The organism is Thalassospira sp. CH_XMU1448-2 (assembly GCF_037027285.1).
Classification (GTDB): domain Bacteria; phylum Pseudomonadota; class Alphaproteobacteria; order Rhodospirillales; family Thalassospiraceae; genus Thalassospira; species Thalassospira profundimaris_C.
On the sequence record NZ_JAYMEA010000002.1, the window covers coordinates 1,043,455 to 1,061,468 of the forward strand.

19 protein-coding genes are annotated in these 18,014 nt (G+C 54.0%); 12 read left to right on the forward strand and 7 right to left on the reverse strand.

All coding sequences use genetic code 11. The features are described from left to right. Nucleotides 1–58 precede the first annotated feature (58 nt). The 5 genes from pcaQ (at nucleotide 59) to WA318_RS12225 (ending at nucleotide 5,321) form a co-directional block, all read left to right on the forward strand. Nucleotides 59–1,000, forward strand: coding sequence for a pca operon transcription factor PcaQ (gene pcaQ / locus WA318_RS12205; protein WP_114097268.1), 942 nt, complete (start codon nucleotides 59–61; stop codon nucleotides 998–1,000). Between the two features lie 229 nt (nucleotides 1,001–1,229). Next, the gene (locus tag WA318_RS12210) at nucleotides 1,230–2,261 is read left to right on the forward strand and encodes a TRAP transporter substrate-binding protein (protein ID WP_336081392.1); all 1,032 of its coding nucleotides are present in this window, start codon (nucleotides 1,230–1,232) and stop codon (nucleotides 2,259–2,261) included. An 83-nt stretch (nucleotides 2,262–2,344) separates the two neighbouring features. Then, nucleotides 2,345–2,842: a TRAP transporter small permease gene (locus WA318_RS12215; RefSeq protein ID WP_114097266.1), complete on the forward strand. Its 498-nt coding sequence runs from the start codon at nucleotides 2,345–2,347 to the stop codon at nucleotides 2,840–2,842. Further along, on the forward strand, nucleotides 2,835–4,226 hold the full coding sequence (locus WA318_RS12220; RefSeq protein ID WP_114097265.1) for a TRAP transporter large permease: 1,392 nt from the start codon (nucleotides 2,835–2,837) through the stop codon (nucleotides 4,224–4,226). Before WA318_RS12215 ends, WA318_RS12220 begins: the two co-directional genes overlap by 8 nt. A gap of 126 nt (nucleotides 4,227–4,352) precedes the next feature. Beyond that, nucleotides 4,353–5,321: a helix-turn-helix domain-containing protein gene (locus WA318_RS12225; protein WP_336081395.1), complete on the forward strand. Its 969-nt coding sequence runs from the start codon at nucleotides 4,353–4,355 to the stop codon at nucleotides 5,319–5,321. 7 nt (nucleotides 5,322–5,328) lie between these two features. Here the strand turns inward: WA318_RS12225 and WA318_RS12230 are convergent, their stop codons facing one another. From WA318_RS12230 to WA318_RS12245, 4 genes are all read right to left on the reverse strand, one after another. Next, on the reverse strand, nucleotides 5,329–5,817 hold the full coding sequence (locus WA318_RS12230) for a GNAT family N-acetyltransferase (RefSeq protein ID WP_336081396.1): 489 nt from the start codon (nucleotides 5,815–5,817) through the stop codon (nucleotides 5,329–5,331). 11 nt (nucleotides 5,818–5,828) lie between these two features. After that, on the reverse strand, nucleotides 5,829–6,647 hold the full coding sequence (locus WA318_RS12235) for an ABC transporter permease (protein ID WP_336081397.1): 819 nt from the start codon (nucleotides 6,645–6,647) through the stop codon (nucleotides 5,829–5,831). After that, nucleotides 6,637–7,410, reverse strand: coding sequence for an ABC transporter ATP-binding protein (locus tag WA318_RS12240; RefSeq protein ID WP_336081398.1), 774 nt, complete (start codon nucleotides 7,408–7,410; stop codon nucleotides 6,637–6,639). Before WA318_RS12240 ends, WA318_RS12235 begins: the two co-directional genes overlap by 11 nt. A gap of 113 nt (nucleotides 7,411–7,523) precedes the next feature. Then, nucleotides 7,524–8,600 (reverse strand): ABC transporter substrate-binding protein, encoded by a 1,077-nt coding sequence (locus tag WA318_RS12245; RefSeq protein WP_336081399.1) that lies wholly within the window; start codon nucleotides 8,598–8,600, stop codon nucleotides 7,524–7,526. Nucleotides 8,601–9,106: 506 nt separating this feature from the next. On the opposite strand from WA318_RS12245, the gene WA318_RS12250 reads away from it, so the two are divergent. Beyond that, on the forward strand, nucleotides 9,107–10,309 hold the full coding sequence (locus WA318_RS12250; protein ID WP_336081400.1) for a TIGR03862 family flavoprotein: 1,203 nt from the start codon (nucleotides 9,107–9,109) through the stop codon (nucleotides 10,307–10,309). Nucleotides 10,310–10,318: 9 nt separating this feature from the next. On the opposite strand, the gene WA318_RS12255 is transcribed toward WA318_RS12250, so the two are convergent. After that, nucleotides 10,319–11,776 carry a hypothetical protein gene (locus WA318_RS12255; RefSeq protein WP_336081401.1) on the reverse strand — a complete coding sequence of 486 codons (1,458 nt, stop codon included), beginning with the start codon at nucleotides 11,774–11,776 and terminating at the stop codon, nucleotides 10,319–10,321. A 44-nt stretch (nucleotides 11,777–11,820) separates the two neighbouring features. Beyond that, nucleotides 11,821–12,012, reverse strand: coding sequence for a hypothetical protein (locus tag WA318_RS12260; protein ID WP_336081402.1), 192 nt, complete (start codon nucleotides 12,010–12,012; stop codon nucleotides 11,821–11,823). A gap of 282 nt (nucleotides 12,013–12,294) precedes the next feature. On the opposite strand from WA318_RS12260, the gene WA318_RS12265 reads away from it, so the two are divergent. From WA318_RS12265 to WA318_RS12285, 5 genes are all read left to right on the forward strand, one after another. Next, complete coding sequence (locus WA318_RS12265; RefSeq protein ID WP_336081403.1) at nucleotides 12,295–13,692, forward strand: MFS transporter; 1,398 nt, start codon at nucleotides 12,295–12,297, stop codon at nucleotides 13,690–13,692. 22 nt (nucleotides 13,693–13,714) lie between these two features. Continuing rightward, a complete protein-coding gene (locus tag WA318_RS12270; protein WP_114097258.1) occupies nucleotides 13,715–14,161 on the forward strand; it encodes a MarR family winged helix-turn-helix transcriptional regulator in 447 nt (148 codons plus the stop codon). Between the two features lie 9 nt (nucleotides 14,162–14,170). Beyond that, nucleotides 14,171–14,953: a siderophore-interacting protein gene (locus WA318_RS12275; protein WP_336081404.1), complete on the forward strand. Its 783-nt coding sequence runs from the start codon at nucleotides 14,171–14,173 to the stop codon at nucleotides 14,951–14,953. Between the two features lie 197 nt (nucleotides 14,954–15,150). Next, nucleotides 15,151–16,473 (forward strand): permease, encoded by a 1,323-nt coding sequence (locus WA318_RS12280; protein WP_336081405.1) that lies wholly within the window; start codon nucleotides 15,151–15,153, stop codon nucleotides 16,471–16,473. 23 nt (nucleotides 16,474–16,496) lie between these two features. Next, nucleotides 16,497–16,727, forward strand: coding sequence for a thioredoxin family protein (locus tag WA318_RS12285; protein WP_114097255.1), 231 nt, complete (start codon nucleotides 16,497–16,499; stop codon nucleotides 16,725–16,727). A 62-nt stretch (nucleotides 16,728–16,789) separates the two neighbouring features. On the opposite strand, the gene WA318_RS12290 is transcribed toward WA318_RS12285, so the two are convergent. Beyond that, nucleotides 16,790–17,008 (reverse strand): DUF3126 family protein, encoded by a 219-nt coding sequence (locus tag WA318_RS12290; RefSeq protein WP_114097254.1) that lies wholly within the window; start codon nucleotides 17,006–17,008, stop codon nucleotides 16,790–16,792. A gap of 270 nt (nucleotides 17,009–17,278) precedes the next feature. On the opposite strand from WA318_RS12290, the gene WA318_RS12295 reads away from it, so the two are divergent. Then, nucleotides 17,279–17,989, forward strand: a complete 711-nt coding sequence (locus tag WA318_RS12295; protein ID WP_336081406.1) for a glutathione S-transferase — start codon at nucleotides 17,279–17,281, stop codon at nucleotides 17,987–17,989. Nucleotides 17,990–18,014: the final 25 nt, after the last annotated feature.

Here is an 18,014-nt window from a genome sequence, read left to right on the forward strand (position 1 = left end):
TATAATTATGCATAGGCATCGGATAACATTATTCTACAATGACGTGACGTAGGCACATATGCTCGACCAACGCATCAAATTCAGACATTTGACCTGTTTTCTCGAAGTGGCCCGTCAGCGAAGCGTCGTCAAGGCTGCCGATACGCTGGCCATTACCCAGCCTGCTGTTTCCAAGACCATCCGCGAGCTCGAGGAACATCTTGATGCCCGTTTGTTTGACCGCTCAAAGCGCGGCGTAACCCTGACCGATTTTGGCAAGGTGTTCCTGCGCTATGCCGGGGCCAGTGTCACCGCCCTTCGTCAGGGTGTCGACAGTATCAGCCAGGTCCGCATGCAAGGCGGACTTTCAATCAACCTTGGTGTCCTGCCAACAGTTGCAGCAAGCGTTATGCCCAATGCCATCCGACGGTTCAAGTCACTGAGCCCCGACACCACGGTCAAGGTGGTTACCGGTCCGAACATGATGCTGATGGGGCAGTTGCGTGTTGGAGAGCTTGACCTTGTGGTCGGACGTCTGGCCGAACCCGATCAAATGTCGGGTCTTTCATTCATACATTTATATTCGGAACATATTTCGCTGGTGGCGCGACCCGGCCACCCGCTGCTAACCGATGAAAATCCCGACATCACACGCATCCGCGAATTTACGGTTCTGGTACCGCCAAAACAGGCGATCATTCACCCGACCGTTGACAAGATGCTGATTGCACACGGGATTGGTGCCCTTCCCGACCGGATTGAAACAGTTTCAACTTCGTTCGGGCGCGCCTTCACGCGTGAAACCGATGCCATCTGGATCATTTCAAACGGGGCCGTTGCATCAGACATCGCCGAGGGCCACCTTGTTGAATTACCGATTGATACAAGTGACACCTTCGGGCCGGTCGGACTGACGACCCGGATTGACTCGCCGATTTCGCCGCCGGTCGAGATGCTGATCAACGCTGTCCGCGAAGAAGCGACACAACATCACACAACCCATTCGAGCTCTGAAACATAATCGTTTGGTTATGTAAATTTGCGGACATATCATTATACATAACCAGCTGCTGCCTATTAGATTGGTTCCAATCCGGTATGGCAGGAATGCGTCAAACGCAGGCCATCCTCAAAAAATAACAATAAAAACAATAATTAAGTTTCTTGGAAAACTTCGCACGCTAGATGCGCATCGTGGCTGAGACGCTTGTCGGTATCATTACCACGACAAGACGTTCAAAGGAGGAAGAATGAAACACATCACCAAATTGCTGGCGGGTGCAGCTGTTGCGACCATGGTGTCGTTCGGCGCTCACGCGCAGGAAGTCACCCTGACCGTTCACCATTTCCTGGGTCCGAAAGCACCGGCTCAGTCGAAGATGATCGAACCCTGGGCAAAGAAAATCGAAGAAGAGTCAAACGGCCGTATCAAGTTTGAAATCTTCCCGTCCATGTCGCTTGGCGGCAACCCGCCGGAACTGTATCGCCAGGTCCGTGACGGCGTTGCTGACATCGTCTGGACGCTTCCAGGTTATACCCCGGGCGTTTTCCCGCGCATCGAAGTTTTTGAACTTCCGGGTGTTCACCTTGGTGACGCACGCGCAACCAACCTTGCGATGTGGGACCTGAAGGACCAATTTGCCGAAGACCTTAAAGATATCCACCCGCTGGCCGTTCACGTCCATGCTGGTCAGGCTATCCACCTGACGGAAAAAGAAGTCCGCACCGTTGACGATGTCAAAGGTCTGAAACTGCGTACTCCGACCCGCACCGGTTCCTGGGTAATTGAATCCTGGGGCGCAGAGCCGGTCGGCATGCCGGTCCCGGCCCTGCCGCAGGCATTGTCGCTTGGCGTTGTTGACGGTGGTCTGGTTCCGTTCGAAGTTGTGCCGCCGCTGAAACTGGCTGAACTGATTTCCTTCTCTGTTGAAGGCGAAGGCGCAAATTCGCGCTTCGGCACCTCGACCTTCCTGTTTGCTATGAACAAGGATCGTTACGAAAGCCTTCCGGACGATCTCAAGGAAATCATCGACCGTAACTCTGGCCGTGATTTTGCAGCCGAGATTGGCGATGTCTTCAACAATGTTGAGGAAGTCGGCAAGAAGATGATCAACGAGGGCAAAGGCCAGGTTGTTCAGCTGACCGCTGCCGAGAAAGCAACCTTCGATGATGCGGCTGCATCTGTTGTTGATCGCTGGATCGAAGAATCCAAGTCCAACGGCATTGATGGCGCAAAACTCGTCGAAGACGCCAAAGCAGCTGTTCTGACCCATACCAAGTAACTTCTCCAAGTTACTGGAAAATCTTGTGGGGTCACGTATCATATTGACGCGTGACCCTCTTTTTCCCGCTAAAAGTTAGACATATGAAAAACGTGCTCTACAAGGCTGCATCATGGTTTGCCGTTGCCGGTGGCCTGCTTGCCCTGCTGATTGCCGTTGTAACGATTGTCAACGTTACCGCCTTTGGTCTGGACAAGATCGCCCGGCTGTTTGACGCAAACTTCCCCGCCATTATCGGCTATGAAGATTTCGTCAGCATGATTGTCAGCTCGGCTGCCCTGATGTTCTTCCCCTACTGCCAGGCACATCACGGTCACGTTGCCGTCGACGTGTTCATCAAAATGTTCCCGGACTGGTTTGCCCGCGCAGTTAGCGTGCTTTCGGGCATCCTCATGACCGGCTTGGCGCTGTTCCTTGGCTATATGATGGTCAATGGCCTGATCGAGGTTCGTGGCGACAACACCCTTTCCGCAATTCTGGGCTGGCCGATCTGGCCGTTCTATGTGCCAGGCATCATCTCGATGTTCCTGTGGGCCGCGATTGCCGGAAGTCAGATTTTCGAAAGAGAGGCCGATGTCTGAGCGCGAATTGATTGGCCTTGGTGGCCTTGCTGTTCTCTTTTTCGTTCTGGCTTTGCGTGTTCCGGTCGGCCTCGCCATGGTTGGTGTTGGTATCGGCGGCAACTATGTGCTGAGCCTGTTTTTCCCGTTCCTGCGGTTTGATCCCTACCTGCAGCAGTTCAAATCCCTGCTCTACGGGATTGTGTCGAACTATGAACTGTCTGTGGTACCGCTGTTCGTCCTGATGGGGTATCTGGCAAGTCAGGCCAACCTGTCACGCGATCTGTTCCAGGGTGTGAACGCCATTCTCGGTCGTTTCCGGGGTGGTGTTGCCATGGCCGCAATCGGTGCCTGTGCCGGTTTTGGTGCGGTCTGCGGATCGTCGCTGGCAACAGCTTCGACCATGGGCAAGGTTGCTCTGCCTGAACTGGACCGGTTGAAATATTCGCCGCGTCTGGCAACTGGCACACTGGCCGCAGGCGGTACGCTTGGCATTCTGATCCCGCCATCGGTCGCACTTGTGATTTACGCCGTCACGGTGGAAGCATCGATCATTCAGATGTTCCAGGCTGCGATCATTCCGGGTCTGATTGCCGTTGTATTCTTTATGGCTGTTATTGCCATTCAGGTGCGCATCAATCCGTCACTGGCCCCGAAACCCGAACCGATGCCCGCCGCAGAACGCAAGGAAGCCCTTCTGCGTCTGATCCCGGTCATGGTGATTTTCGGATCAATCATTCTGGGCCTTGGGGCTGGCCTGTTCACCCCGACCCCGGCGGCCGGTGTGGGTGTGTTCGCGATCCTGGTATACGGTGCCTATATGCGGTTTCGCGGCAGAGGCGGTCTGTCATGGGCCGGTCTGCGCCAGTCGCTTAAGGATACGGCGATTACGTCTTCGATGATCTTCTTCATCCTGCTGGGTGCAGAAGTCCTCAAGGGCTTTTTCAGCCGTGCAAACCTTCCGGCCTATATGGCAGAAGCTGCTGCGACCAGTGGCCTTGATCCATGGCTGATCATGGTTCTGATGCTGATGGCGCTGATTCTGCTGGGCTGCTTCATGGAAAGTCTTTCCATGATCGTGGTTGTGATCCCGTTCTTCTGGCCTGCCCTTGTTGATATCAATGGTGGCGACTGGGCAACCGCAGCTACCGCAGCCTATGGCATGGGGACCGAGGACCTTAAAATCTGGTTCGGTATTCTCGCACTGATTGTCGTGGAGCTGGGGCTGATAACCCCGCCGGTCGGACTGAACGTGTTCATCATCAATGCACTCGCCAAGGGTGTCCCGATGAGCCAGACCTTCCGCGGTGTGATGCCGTTCTTTGGTGCCGAGATCATTCGTATTCTGCTTCTGATCTTTGTGCCGATCCTGACACTGTTTGTACCGTCGATACTTGGCGGTTAAACACCGGATAACAGATCATCAAAGCCCGCCATTGAACTGTGGCGGGCTTTTCTTTTGCCTGCTTTTGATCGCGCATAAAACCGGCTAGACTTCAGGACATTCCGATTGAGCTGCTTCAGGAACCCCATGCGCAACAGCATTCCGATTTACAAACTGTATGGCGAACGCGATGCCAACCGTCCGCAAACGGAACTGGACGGGTTTGACCGGGATCTGTCCGACGGGCCTGATGGGCCGGAAGTCAGCGAACAGCAACCGATCACCGAACCGGAATTCTTTCATCTTGAAAGCATCCCCGAACGATCCCGCCTGCATGATCTTCATATCAAACCGCACCGCCATACCAACCTTTTCCAGTTGCTTTACATCACCAACGGCACGGCAAAAATCAGCTTTGACGACCAGAACCTGACAATGCAGGCCGGTCAGCTGATCACGGTTCCACCTGGCACGGTGCATGGCTTTAAGTTCAGCGATGATATTGATGGCTGGGTGATTTCACTGACCGATCATCATCTTCAGGAAATTCTGGCCCCGGCCCCGAAACTGCTTGCCCGGCTTGATCAGACGATCTGTGTGGACAGCAATTTGTCCCCCGATCAGCCCCGGCCATCGGGACCGGTGGATTTCCTGATATCCCAGCTGGTGCGGGAATATTACAGCCACAATACCGGGCGGCTTTTTGCGCTTCGTCATCTTCTTGGATTGCTGTTGCTTGACGTCGGGCGCTCTGCCCCGCAAGGCGACCCCGCCCATCTGTCCCGGCAGGAACAGAAAACCGCCAAATTCCGCAAATTCCAGATGCTGGTCGAACGGTTTTACAAGCATCACAAATCGCTTGAATTCTATGCCCGCGAGATCGGTATCACCACCACCCAGCTGAACCGGATCGCCAAGGATATCTACGGCATGACCGCAAGCGAGGTTCTGCAAAACCGCCTGATGCTGGAGGCCAAACGCACCCTGATCTATACCGACATCGCCGTTCAACAGATCGCCGATGAACTTGGCTTTCGCGATGCAGGGTATTTTTCGCGTTTTTTTGCAAAAAAGGCGGGCATTCCGCCCGCCCAATTCCGATCAGATCACCGATAGACGAACCTTATGCTGATTGCCCGCGCAAGCGATCAAGCGTCAGCCACATACGGACCTGATCAACCACCTTTCCAGATCGGGTTTTCCAGCCCTTGGCGATAAACAGTTCCTCGCCAAAACCAAGGCTGCGATAAAGCCCCATTGCCGTTTCATTGCCATCCACGACATTTAGCCAAAGCTTCTCATAGCTTGGCGTTTGCGCACATTTTTCTGCAAGTGCGGCAAGCGCTGCCTTGCCAAAGCCGCGCCCGCGTTCAAACACCCCAAACTCGTCGAGTTTCGGCAATGCTGTCGCCAGGTCCAACAAATAGGCATAGGCCACAGCCCGCCCGTCGACCCGATAAACCCAAAGGGCGGCCTCCTTTGATCCGTTTAATGCGGCTTTCAAATCCGCATCCGGGACGCGCGCGATTTGATCATAGAAGGCTTCGTCTTCCATCATCTCAACGATGCGTGGAAATTCATCCCTGGTGGGGACTTCCCAGCTTCCCGTCATTTTCAACTCCCCTATCGCCATGCCAGTAACCAGCGATCCAGTCGGCCAAGCAACCACGATACGCACAATCCAAGAACAGAAAGCACCAATACACCGGCAATCAGCTGATCGGTCTGGTAAAGTTGCCCGGCTGAAAGAACCAGCGCCCCGATCCCGTATTGCGCGCCAATCATCTCGGCTGCGATCAGAAGGATAATCGCGATCGAGGATGAAATGCGAAAGCCCGACAGGATGGTCGGCAATGCACCGGGCAGGATGATCTTGCGGATCACCGACCACATCGGCATGTCAAAGCTTTGCCCCATGCGGATAAGATTACGTTGAACGTTATCAACCCCGCCAAATGTATTGATCACGGTCGGGAAAAACACACCAAAGGCAATGGTGGCGAATTTGGACGGCTCGCCAATGCCAAACCAGATGATAAACAGCGGCAAAAGCGCGATTTTCGGGATCGGAAACAGGGCCGAGACAAGTGCCACACCGGGCGAGCGTGCCCATGTAAACATGCCAACCATAAATCCGACGATCAAACCCGCCACGGTCCCCATGATCCAGCCGCCAACAAGGCGCTGCAACGACGCCGCCAAATGACGCCACAAATCACCTGAAACAATCAGTTGCCAAAGCGCCTGGGCCACCGCCACCGGGCTTGGCATTGCAAGTTCGGAGATAAATCCGGTGCTTGATCCCAACTGCCAAAGGGCAATCACCACAAAAAAGCTTGCCCATGCGGCAACCGGGTTGGCCTTGGGGTTAAAGCCCGTGGCACGGAAACGGACCTTGTTGTCGGTATTTTCAGCGGTTTGCATTTCGATATCACGCGACATTTTCAAGCTCCTTGTCCGCCGCAATCGCTTCGTCGCGGATCAGGTTCCAAAGGGCCTGTTCATGGGAAACCAGTTCGGGCATGCCTTCGCGGCGATCCTGGATCGGAATATCGATGCTATGGATTTCCTTGATCGTGCCCGGACGACGACGCAAGGCCACCACCCGATGGGCCAGACGCACCGCCTCGTTCAGGTTATGGGTGACATAAACCGCCGTCATGCCGGTGCGTGCAAACAGATCGGAAAATTCATCAAGCAACAAAATACGGGTCTGGGCATCAAGGGCCGAAAGGGGTTCGTCCATCAGCAACACCGCCGGACGCACCGCAAGGGCGCGCGCAATGCCGACACGCTGTTTCATGCCGCCTGAAAGCTGCTTTGGATAGGCATCCCTGAAATCAGACAAATTGGTTTGCGCCAGAACCTCCTCGATCCGTGCATCGCGTTCGGATTTGGACAGCGGATGGTCTTCAAGCACAAGGCTGATATTGCCTGCGACCGTTCGCCAGGGCAGCAATGCAAAATCCTGAAAGACATAGGTCAGCGGGTTAAGACACCCTTCGGGTTTGGCCTGATCATCAATCAGGACGTCGCCGGAACTGGGCGCAAGCATCCCGCCAATGATCGATAAAAGCGTTGATTTGCCACAGCCCGAAGGTCCGATCAGGGCAACGACCTCGCCCGGTTCAATCGCAAGGTTGATGTCGCGCAATGCTTCGACCTGATCGTAACGATGGCTGACATTTTTGATGGTAAGCCGCATGGCCAACTCTTTGGGTAATGAAACAGGGATGGTGGCAATTTCGGAAAACAGCTTTTCCAAAAGATAACCGGGCCGAACGCATCTGTTTCGGCCCGGTTTGAAATCACATCAGCTTACTGGCCAAGCGGGGCAATGAAGCTGGTATCGATGAAGGTATCGGGATTGGCAGCATCCGACACAAAGCCGCGATCCTGATACCATTTGACCTGTGCCTTGACGTCCTCGACATTGAGTTTGCCTTCCTCGGTAATGAACATCGCGCCATTACGGATTTTCGGATAGGCCTTCTCTGCCGAGTCTTCGGCATAGACATATTTGTGCACGATCTCGAGGATTTCGTTGGTTGTATCGCTTTCAATCAGCTTGCCATCCGCATCAGTCGCCAAAAGGCCCGCACGGTAATCGGCCACACCTTTCTGATAGGCGCGCACGAATTTCTCGACCACGTCACGACGTTCTTCAACGTTTTTCGACGACGTGAAAAGACCACCTACCTGATAGGGAACGTAATCCTTTACCCAGCCGATGATATGCGCAGCACCGGCATTGGCCAGCGGCTTGGCGATGTGCGGGACGATGATCATGCTGTCGACCTGACCGCTTTTAAGCGCGCCGATCATGTTCGGTACGGACTGAAGCGGCTTAAGCTCCATGCTTTCGATGTCGACACCGGCCTTTTCCGCCACATTGCCGATCATGTAATGGAAGGATGATCCCACCTGCGACAGGGCAAAGCTGTGCCCGCCAAGCTTGTCGACCGAGGTCAGCCCCGCTTCATATGCGGCGTTCGAGGCCAGAATGGCCGAACCGTCATAGCCCGGATCTTCATGAAGCTGTGCGCCGATAACCTTAAGCGCACCCTTGCCCGCAAGGTTAAAGAACCCGCCGGTGAAGGCCGTCACACCAAAATCCGCATCCCCCGAAGCAATCGCCACCGCAACCGGCTGGGCCGCGCGGAAGAACGTAATTTCTGCATCAAGACCTTCGTCCGCGAAATAGCCCTTTTCCTTGGCAATAAACAGCGGCGAGCTTGAAACGAAAGTCAGGGCAGCGATGTTGATTTTTTCAGCGGCCTGTGCGGCCCCCTGTCCGAATGACACCGCGCCAAATGCAATCGCGCCAAGGGCGGTTGCCAGCATGGAACGACGGGTGATCATACCGATCCCCTTCACCAGATCGTAAGAACGCATGTTTCCTCCTGTTGGTCGTCTTTTGGTTTGTTTGCCTCTTCTGATTTTTTGTTAGCCGAATTACCGATAAATTGCCAATGTTTGGCGCAAACAGTGACAAAAAGGGTTGAATTCACCCCATATCAACCCGTTCGTGAAATGATATTTCACAATAAACTAAATCACGCGGCAAATCCCCGGCACCACATTCCATATATGGTTGAGAATGCTGGTAAAGTGCCAATTACCGCGCATCGTCCCGCATTGCGTCCGCCCCTATGGGTGCCCGCCTATGCGGGCACGACGGGTTGGGTTATGCCTCTCGCCATTACCCCGCGCCTCTTTGTCACTACTGCACATCTTCATTATTCCAAATCCCCTTCATCACTTCCGCCCCCTTCGTCACCCCCGCAAAGGCGGGGGTCTCGCGCCACCGGCACCCGCCCGATGATCAGCCCGAAATTGCCAATCCGCGCCAAAGCCACTACAACTGCCAGACCAACCCTCACCACATCACAAGGCAGATCATGTCCGCATCTTCCACGCCCTCCGCAAGACCGGCCCCCAATGGCAAAACCGCCATGGTGATTGGCGCGGGTCCGGCTGGCCTGATGGCGGCCGAACGGCTGGCGGGTGATGGCTACGGCGTGACGATCTATGAAGGCATGCCTAGTGCCGGGCGCAAATTCCTGATGGCGGGGAAATCGGGGCTTAACATCACCCATGGCGAGGATCTGGAAACTTTCCTGACCCGCTATGGCACCTCGCAGGCCCGTCTTGAACCGCATCTGCGCAAATTCGGTCCCGATCAAATCCGGCAATGGTGTGCGGGGCTTGGCGTTGAAACCTTTGTCGGGTCATCGGGCCGGGTATTTCCGACCGTGATGAAGGCAAGCCCGCTTTTGCGTGCCTGGTTGCGACGCCTTGATGGTCTTGGCTGCGTGATCCATTACCGCCATTACTGGACCGGCTGGAACGATGCCGGTCAGGCGGTTTTCAAAACAACTGATGGCGACGTGACGGCACAGGCCGATATCACCATCCTTGCCCTTGGCGGCGGAAGCTGGAAACGATTGGGTTCGGACGGCAAATGGATGGAAATCCTGACCAGGGCGGGTATCAAATGCAATCCGTTCAAACCGGCCAATTGCGGCTTTGACATCGACTGGACGGGTCATCTGATCGACAAATGCGCGGGATCACCGGTCAAGGCCGTCACCCTGACCTGTGGCGACCAGACCGTGCGTGGCGAGTTCGTGATTTCCAAAACCGGGATCGAAGGCAGTGGGGTTTACGCGATCTCGGCAACACTCCGCGATCAATGGCTTGAAACCGGGGTCGGAACCCTGACGCTCGACCTCTGCCCCGACCGCACGCTTGATGACGTCACAAACCGCCTTGCCAAACCACGCGGCAAGAACTCGCTGGGCAATCACCTGCGCAAGACACTTGGCCTTGATGCCACCAAAACCGCACTGATTTTCGAAGTCACCCCGCGCGACATCCAGAACGATCCGACCAAACTGGCAACTGCGATCAAAAACCTCACCCTCAAAATCAAAAAGCCCCGCCCAATCGACGAGGCCATCAGCACCGCAGGCGGCGTAGCATGGGAAGAGCTAGACGAGCATTTCCAACTCATCAAACGCCCGGGCACCTATTGCCTCGGCGAAATGGTCGATTGGGAGGCGCCTACAGGTGGGTACTTGTTGAGTGGGTGTCTTTGTTGACGCTACTGATTATTCGTCAAATTCTATCGGCCTAAAATCACCATGAGCTTCAATGAAATTGTTGACGAATTTCTTTTTCGCTATGTCGCTATCAATTCCCAGATAAGAAAGGACACCATACATCAAAAGTCCGGTTACGTACGCGTTGAGAAGATGAAGTTTAAACTCATCATCTCTTAATGCTCTGTGAAATGATCGACCTCTTCTTTCATCGTCCGCAGGGTGCTCGATCGAGTTACGAATTGACTTCAGCTCTTCGCCCAGAAATTTATCTATATCTTTGTCGTTTTTGGCGTACGGAAATAACTTGCGAACTGATTTCTTCCAATCCTCTGGAGCATACTTTGCGATCATTTCCTCTGGAAGTCCTTTGCCACTTCCGTCGGTCAAGCTCAAGAAGGCACTAATATCTGAGAAATTAGAGGCGAACTGTGGAGTGTCTCCAAAATACTCTGCAAATTGGAACGAACGCTTTACGGATCGGTAAATTGGCTTCCAGTCTGAGAGCTCGCAGATACTAATCCACCTTTCAAAAGCTTTATACAACTCCAACAGACCGTCTTTTTCTCCCTCATCGAAAACAGTGAAATTTATTGGCAATCGATGATGATGATATGGTTCTACTCTCTTTCGCTTCTCATTTTTTCGATAACCCAGAATAACATTTGCTTTTTTTTGCGAACGTTCTCCGAAGTTTTTCTCATCTTCAACCAGAATATAAATTGATTGAGGGTTCAAAATGTCATCGATCAAGAAACCAACAAAGCTCTCCCACTGCCCCAGTTTTGACAAATATTTTGCAAAGCTCTTATCGTCATGTTCGAAAGAAATGTAAAATCGCAGATTCTTGCGCCGAAGAATTTGACCGGAGTATTCCTCAAAAACTTTAACAGTAGCTTTTTTTAGCTCAGTTAAAGCTTCCGGCGTTCGCGTCCAGAATACAGTGCCTAGATCATTTGCCTTGCTAACTACAGTTGCTATCGAATTGTCAGAAAAGGACACCCTCCACCCGTTCTGAGTTGAGAAACCTTCTCTTCCGGAAAAAGCCAAAATACAACTATCCCGTGATGAGCGCCAAAACATGAAATCTTCAAAGGCCCTACAATACTCAGCTTGTATCTTGCGGACGGAAGTAGATTTATAAATCCAGGTATCAAGCAATAGCTCAGCTGTACCTTCAACCTCAGTAGCTCGAAAATTCGTCCTAGATGACCCAAGAAAAACATTCAGCAAAGTTAGGTGCCGAAACCCATGCTCATCACTCACCAGAGCATGCATCTTCCCTCTAACTAATGTCCCGCCCTCGTCCAGCAGGCTTGTATCTTCAGTCAATATTTTGACGTGAATACCTTCGGCTGGGGAGTAACTCACCAGCCCTGAAAACGGCAAGTCATCTTCTGCGCCAGCAAACCCAAACGCTCCGTACCACACATATTTTCGATCATGGCGAAGTTCCTTATCGTCCAAAGCGACCTCCATCATGCAGTTGAAGTTTAGGAGAGTACCTATTCCTAATGACAATGCACCGTCCCAGCTTTGCGATCCATATGACAGCACTGACCGGGTGGTGAGCTTTTGCGGCAGCCGCCGCCATGTTCGATCTGTTGATCGACGATTGCCGTTTCTGACCCGGCTTGTACTGGTGCGGGTTGTGCACCGAGCGCAATCAGTGCTGTGATGGCAAGCATCATTGCGGTTTTCATATTCTGTCCTCCCTGTTCCTTTCCTTGATGTTACGCCCCGAAAGCGCAGCTTGATACTACCCGCAAGAGCAGGCTTGAAAATATAGTTGACACAATCAACCATTTTCATATAGTTGATATAGTCAACCAATTAAGGTTGCGGATGCAGAAGCCTTTCGCCCCCATTCCCCGGCTTCTGTATCCGCCCCGTACCCCTCGCTCGTCACCGAATTGCGCAATGCTTTGCCGTCCGCTGGAATGTGCCGCTTTGCGCCATTGTTAGTCTGAAAGTGAAATCGCCCCATGAAGATTTCGACCACCATTTACCCGGACGGATTGCCAAGCCCGCGGGCCGGATTTGCCGCCATTGCGGTGTTGCTGACCATCATGATGGCTGTGCTGGATGGCACGATCATGAATGTTGCCCTTCCGATCATTGCACAGGATCAGGGCGTTTCGCCAGCCCACGCCATCTGGGTCGTCACCGCCTATCAGCTGGCCATCGTCGTCGCCCTGTTACCGCTTGCCGCCCTTGGCGAGGCCATCGGGTTTCGCAAGGTATATCTGAGCGGCATTGCGATCTTCGGGATCGCATCATTCCTGTGCGCCATGGCCCCGAATATCGAAATTCTGACCGCAGCCCGCGTGTTGCAGGGCCTTGGTGCCGCCGCACTGATGAGCATCAATGGTGCGGTCATGCGCCATATCTTCCCGCAGGCCAAGCTTGGCCGTGCGATTGGCTGGATCGCCATGACGGTTTCGGTGTCGGCGGCGGGTGGCCCGACCATTGCCTCGGCCATTCTGGCGGTCGCAAGCTGGCACTGGCTGTTTTTGATCAATGTGCCGATTTCGGTTCTGGCGATCATAGTCGGCTATTTCACCCTGCCCTTTAACCCGCCAAGCCGCACCCGGTTTGATTTCATCAGTGCGTTTTTGAATGTGCTGACCTTTGGCGGATTGATTTCGGCCCTTGGTAATGTCGGCACGGAAAGCAGCCCGGCTTTGATTACTGCGCAATTTGCCATTGCGATCATTGCCGGTGCGTTTCTGGTGCGTCGCCAGTTGTCCAAGGATCGGCCGATGTTGCCGCTTGATCTTTTGAAGCTGCCGATTTTTGCCTGTTCCATCGGGTCATCGATCTTTGGCTTTTGTGCCCAGATGATTGCGTTTGTCACCCTGCCTTTCTATTTCCATGACGTGCTGGGTTATAGCCCGACCATGACCGGACTTTTGATGACGCCCTGGCCGCTTGCCACCGCAGTTGCCGCCCCCGTTGCCGGACGCTTGGCCGATAAATATTCGCCGATCCGTCTGACCGGGCTTGGCATGATGGTCTTTGCCGTCGGGCTTTCTGCCGTCACCTTTGTTCCGGCAGGTGGAAGCTATGGCGGGATTATTGCCGCTCTTGCGATCTGCGGGATCGGGTTCGGACTGTTTCAGGCCCCCAATAACCGCCTGATGCTGACCAGTGCGCCGCGCGAACGCGCAGGCGGAGCCAGCGGGATGCTGTCAACCGCACGTCTGACCGGGCAGTCGGTCGGTGCGGCCCTTGCCGCGATCCTGATCGGCACGGGTGCTTCGTTTGACTTTGATACCATCATGATGGTGGCAAGTGGTGCCGCCCTGACATCGGCCCTTATTTGCGAAGGTCGTCGCCATGCCCTTCGCACCGGCAGGATCACAAGCCCGGCGGGCCTGTGAATACAAGAAAGCGAGAGAGATCATGATCGAACAGGATCAGGCACACGTCCCGGGTGAAACCCTGCATCGGCTTGTCCATGCCTATAAACGCAGTCTGATGAATGCGATGGTTGATGCCGATATGCCGATGCCGATTTCGCACAAGCGCGTAATGAAATGGATCGTTCGCATCCCGGGCATCACCGCCCAGCAGATGGCCGAAAAATCAGGTCAGGACAAAGGCCGCATCACACGGCTTTTGCAGGAACTTGTAAATGACGGGCTGATTGAACGCCGCCCGCACCCCATTGATCGACGCAGTCAGACGCTGCATTTGACGACCGCAGGCGAGACCCGCATGGAAGCCTTCCGTGCGGTCGAGCAAGATGTCAGATCCCGCATGACACGCGGCCTTACGCCCCAACAAATCAGGGATTTTGTCGAAATCGCCAACCTGATGGCTGATAACCTCGACCCCTGTGGTTCCTAGGAGACTTCAATGAACAGACCTGCCCCGCGCGATCTTGTCGTGGTCGCAAAAACGCAAGTCACCCCCAATATGCTGCGCGTCACCCTTGGCGGTGAGGGCATGGCAGGCTTTCCCGAGGATCAGGAAAGTGCCTATGTCAAACTGATCTTCCCGATTGATGGCGATGACAAGGACCGTGTGTTGCGCCGGACCTATACGGTGCGTCACGACCGCATGACCGATCAGGGCCGCGAGATTGATCTTGATTTCGTCATGCATGGCGATGCCGATGACGACCATGATCATGGCGGCCCGGCATCGAACTGGGCGGTTAATTGCAAGCCCGGTGATGTGATTACAATCGGTGGCCCCGGCCCGAAAAAGCTGGTTGATCCGACCGCTGACTGGTTCCTGATTGTTGGCGATATGACGGCCCTGCCCGCTGTTTCGGTCAATCTTGAAACCCTGCATGCAGATGCACGCGGCTATGCCGTGATCGAGGTCCGGTCCGAGGCCGATATTCAGTCGATCCGAAAGCCCGCCAATATGACGATTGAATGGGTGATCAATCCGCGTCCGGGTGAAAACACCACCGCCCTTGTTGATGTGGTACGCAAGATTGGCTGGCTTGAAGGCCGGGCATCCGTCTGGGCCGCGTGCGAGTTCAGTGCGATGAAGGAATTGCGGCGCTATTTCCGCGAGGAACGCGGACTTGGCAAGGATGATCTTTATATTTCAAGCTATTGGAAGCTTGGCATGAATGAAGATACCCACAAGGTCATCAAATCCGAAGACGCCAGCAACGCGGCTTAACCCCCGATCACACACCCTGGATATCAATCGTAAAACGCCCCGATCCGCATTGGTTCGGGGCGTTTTTTATTGGCACATCTAAAAACCGTCCGGTGATCACAGGTTGCGATAGCTCAAGGTTTTATGCCCCGACATTTGATAGATTTTAAAACAGATATTGATCAACCTGCCCGAACGGCGCCAATGGGAGCCCGTGAATGCTCAATACCCTGATGACGCTTTATCGCGAGAATCCCCGTGAAGGCCGCCTGTTTGCCGTCATCGCACTGGGCTTTCTGGCAATTTATTTCATTCCGGCAGGAACAGGACGGTTTGACAATGCCGTGCTTGAGGCCGTCTATCTGACCAACTGGTACGCACGCGAGCATGTCATTTTATGCCTGCTTCCGGCCTTTGTCATTGCCGGTGCCATGGCAATCTATATCAGTCAGGGATCGGTGATGCGCTATCTCGGGCCGGATGCATCACGCCCGGTCGCGCTTGGCGTTGCGTCCGTTTCGGGAACGCTGCTTGCGGTTTGTTCCTGTACGGTCCTGCCGCTTTTCGGGGGGATTTACAAACGTGGTGCCGGACTTGGCCCGGCCATCGCGTTTTTATATTCCGGTCCGGCGATCAATGTGATTGCAATCGTCGTGACATCCAAGGTTCTGGGGGCAGAAATCGGCATTGCACGCGGGATTGGTGCCATCGCCTTTGCGATTGTCATTGGCCTGATCATGCACCTGATCTATCGCCGCGAGGAAGGCGAACGCGCCCTGAAATCCAGACGCGGTTTTGGCGCAGATGACGAGGGCAAGCCGCTTTCGATCACCATCGCGTTTTTCGGCCTGATGATAGGTATTCTGGTGTTTGCCAACTGGGCGTCGGTTCCTGACAGTCCGGGCTGGATGGCGATCTATCAGGTTAAATGGGTCATCACGGCCTTGCTTGCGGCCGGTTTTGCCGGGCTTTTGATCTGGCAATGGAACTGGCCGCCCAAACAGGTTCTTGTCCTTGCAGCCCTTCTTGTCGCGATTGCGCTTTTGTTTCCGCACTATCCGCAACTGACCTTTGGCGTCGGCATTATCGGCCTGATGATGGTGGCGCTTTCGCGTGATCAGGATCGTGAATGGGTGACGCAAAGCTGGGATTTCACCAAACAGATTTTGCCGCTTCTGGTGATCGGTGTCTTTATCGCAGGATTGCTGCTTGGCCGACCGGGCCACGAAGGACTTGTCCCCGAACAATGGGTGCAGGCCGCCGTGGGGGATAATTCCCTGACCTCGACCGCACTTGCATCGGTTCTGGGGGCCTTCATGTATTTCTCGACCCTGACGGAAGTTCCGATTGTCGAGGCCCTGATGGGGGCTGGCATGGGCAAAGGCCCGGCATTGGCGCTTTTGCTGGCGGGGCCTGCCCTGTCCCTGCCCAATATGCTGGTGATCAGAACCGTAATCGGCACGCAGAAGACACTGGTTTACTGCGCGCTTGTCGTCGTCATGGCCACCGTTTCAGGCTTTATTTATGGCAATTTCCAATAGTCTCGCTCAACAGGAGTGCTCGGATGAAAATCAGTATTTACGGCAGCGGATGCGCAAAATGTCAGGCCTTGGCCAAAAATGCCGAAGCCGCTGCACAGGCCCTTGAACTTGAATACGAGATCGAAAAAGTCACCGACGTGAACCGGATCATTGATGCCGGGATCATGCGCACCCCGGCCCTGATGATTGATGATGACATTCTGGTCGAAGGCAAGGTCCCGACCCCAGATGAAATCCGCCAGATGCTGTCGTGATATAAAAAAACGCCCCGACCAAACTGGCGCGGGGCGTTTTCATGTCTGAACGGCTTTGCCGATCACGGTGCCGGCGGCAGGTCTTCTTCAAGGATGACAATATTCAGCGAATAGCTGACTTCGCCTTCATCCTCGTCACGATGCAGAACGCCAACGAACTCGTCACCAACGCGCATCTCGATCGGATGACCTTTTTTCTTCGGTGCATCAATCGCGATCTGGTTATTGTCAAAGGTACGGCGCAGATAATCGGTAACGCGCGCGATTTCGGTCGGTGTCATAGGACTTGCCCCTTGTTCTTTCCAATCGGCTTTTAACTGTCAGACCACAGGATATCGCATCGACGCTTTGGCGTCTGCCCTCTTTCCTCGGCCCGGACGTAAAACTGGTGCACTGTCCTTTCACAAACTGCCCCTGAAAATCAAGCCCGCAACGACCAAAATTGATCAAAAAACGCCGTTTTGATCAATTTTCACCAGATCATATTCATCTGCCCGACTTTGCACGCATAAGCAGTTGCATTCGCCGCATGCACCGTTTAATCCGGATATATGCCCAATCATGACCAAACCACCGAAATCAAATCTTCTGCTGACAGTGTAACAGACGGGTCCGCTCGCCCGATTTTATACAGCTTCCGTCGCTGTCCCTATGCCATGCGCGCACGTATTGCGCTTCTGGCAGCCGATATTGATGTGGAACTGCGCGAAGTTGTCTTGCGCGACAAACCGCAAAGCATGATTGATGCATCGCCAAAGGCCACCGTTCCGGTCCTGATCCTGCCCGATGGCACGGTGATTGATGAAAGCCTTGAAATCATGGTCTGGGCACTGGCCGAGAATGACCCGCATGACTGGCTTAGTCCCGAAAGCGGCACACTTGATGATATGCTGGCCCTGATTTCGCAAAATGACGGCCCGTTCAAATATCATCTTGATCGCTATAAATATTTCAACCGCTACGAGGATGCTGATCCGGCCGAACATCGCCGGGATGCGGAAAAGATCCTTAACCGGCTTGATGGCCGTTTGGCGGTTGGCAAATACCTGTTCGGGTCGCGCCCGGCACTGGCTGATTTTGCCATTGCACCCTTTATCCGCCAGTTTGCCAATACCGACCTTGAAGCATTTGACGCCATGCCGTTTGTCCATCTGCAACGCTGGCTGAATGACTTCCTGAAATCATCTTTCTTTGAGCGCGCCATGATCAAGTATGACCAGTGGCACGAAGGCGACACCCCGATCATTTTCAAGGCGGCGTGACGGGATAACTTTCCGGTTTTCCTAC

Coding starts and splice junctions, on each gene's coding strand:
- WA318_RS12215 (WP_114097266.1), top strand. CDS start 2,345: ATGAAAAACGTGCTCTACAAGGCTGCATCATGGTTTGCCGTTGCCGGT.
- WA318_RS12275 (WP_336081404.1), top strand. CDS start 14,171: ATGAACAGACCTGCCCCGCGCGATCTTGTCGTGGTCGCAAAAACGCAA.
- WA318_RS12260 (WP_336081402.1), bottom strand. CDS start 12,012: ATGAAAACCGCAATGATGCTTGCCATCACAGCACTGATTGCGCTCGGT.
- WA318_RS12220 (WP_114097265.1), top strand. CDS start 2,835: ATGTCTGAGCGCGAATTGATTGGCCTTGGTGGCCTTGCTGTTCTCTTT.
- WA318_RS12225 (WP_336081395.1), top strand. CDS start 4,353: ATGCGCAACAGCATTCCGATTTACAAACTGTATGGCGAACGCGATGCC.
- WA318_RS12280 (WP_336081405.1), top strand. CDS start 15,151: ATGCTCAATACCCTGATGACGCTTTATCGCGAGAATCCCCGTGAAGGC.
- pcaQ (WP_114097268.1), top strand. CDS start 59: ATGCTCGACCAACGCATCAAATTCAGACATTTGACCTGTTTTCTCGAA.
- WA318_RS12230 (WP_336081396.1), bottom strand. CDS start 5,817: ATGACGGGAAGCTGGGAAGTCCCCACCAGGGATGAATTTCCACGCATC.
- WA318_RS12265 (WP_336081403.1), top strand. CDS start 12,295: ATGAAGATTTCGACCACCATTTACCCGGACGGATTGCCAAGCCCGCGG.
- WA318_RS12245 (WP_336081399.1), bottom strand. CDS start 8,600: ATGCGTTCTTACGATCTGGTGAAGGGGATCGGTATGATCACCCGTCGT.
- WA318_RS12285 (WP_114097255.1), top strand. CDS start 16,497: ATGAAAATCAGTATTTACGGCAGCGGATGCGCAAAATGTCAGGCCTTG.
- WA318_RS12290 (WP_114097254.1), bottom strand. CDS start 17,008: ATGACACCGACCGAAATCGCGCGCGTTACCGATTATCTGCGCCGTACC.
- WA318_RS12210 (WP_336081392.1), top strand. CDS start 1,230: ATGAAACACATCACCAAATTGCTGGCGGGTGCAGCTGTTGCGACCATG.
- WA318_RS12240 (WP_336081398.1), bottom strand. CDS start 7,410: ATGCGGCTTACCATCAAAAATGTCAGCCATCGTTACGATCAGGTCGAA.
- WA318_RS12270 (WP_114097258.1), top strand. CDS start 13,715: ATGATCGAACAGGATCAGGCACACGTCCCGGGTGAAACCCTGCATCGG.
- WA318_RS12250 (WP_336081400.1), top strand. CDS start 9,107: ATGTCCGCATCTTCCACGCCCTCCGCAAGACCGGCCCCCAATGGCAAA.
- WA318_RS12235 (WP_336081397.1), bottom strand. CDS start 6,647: ATGTCGCGTGATATCGAAATGCAAACCGCTGAAAATACCGACAACAAG.
- WA318_RS12295 (WP_336081406.1), top strand. CDS start 17,279: ATGCCCAATCATGACCAAACCACCGAAATCAAATCTTCTGCTGACAGT.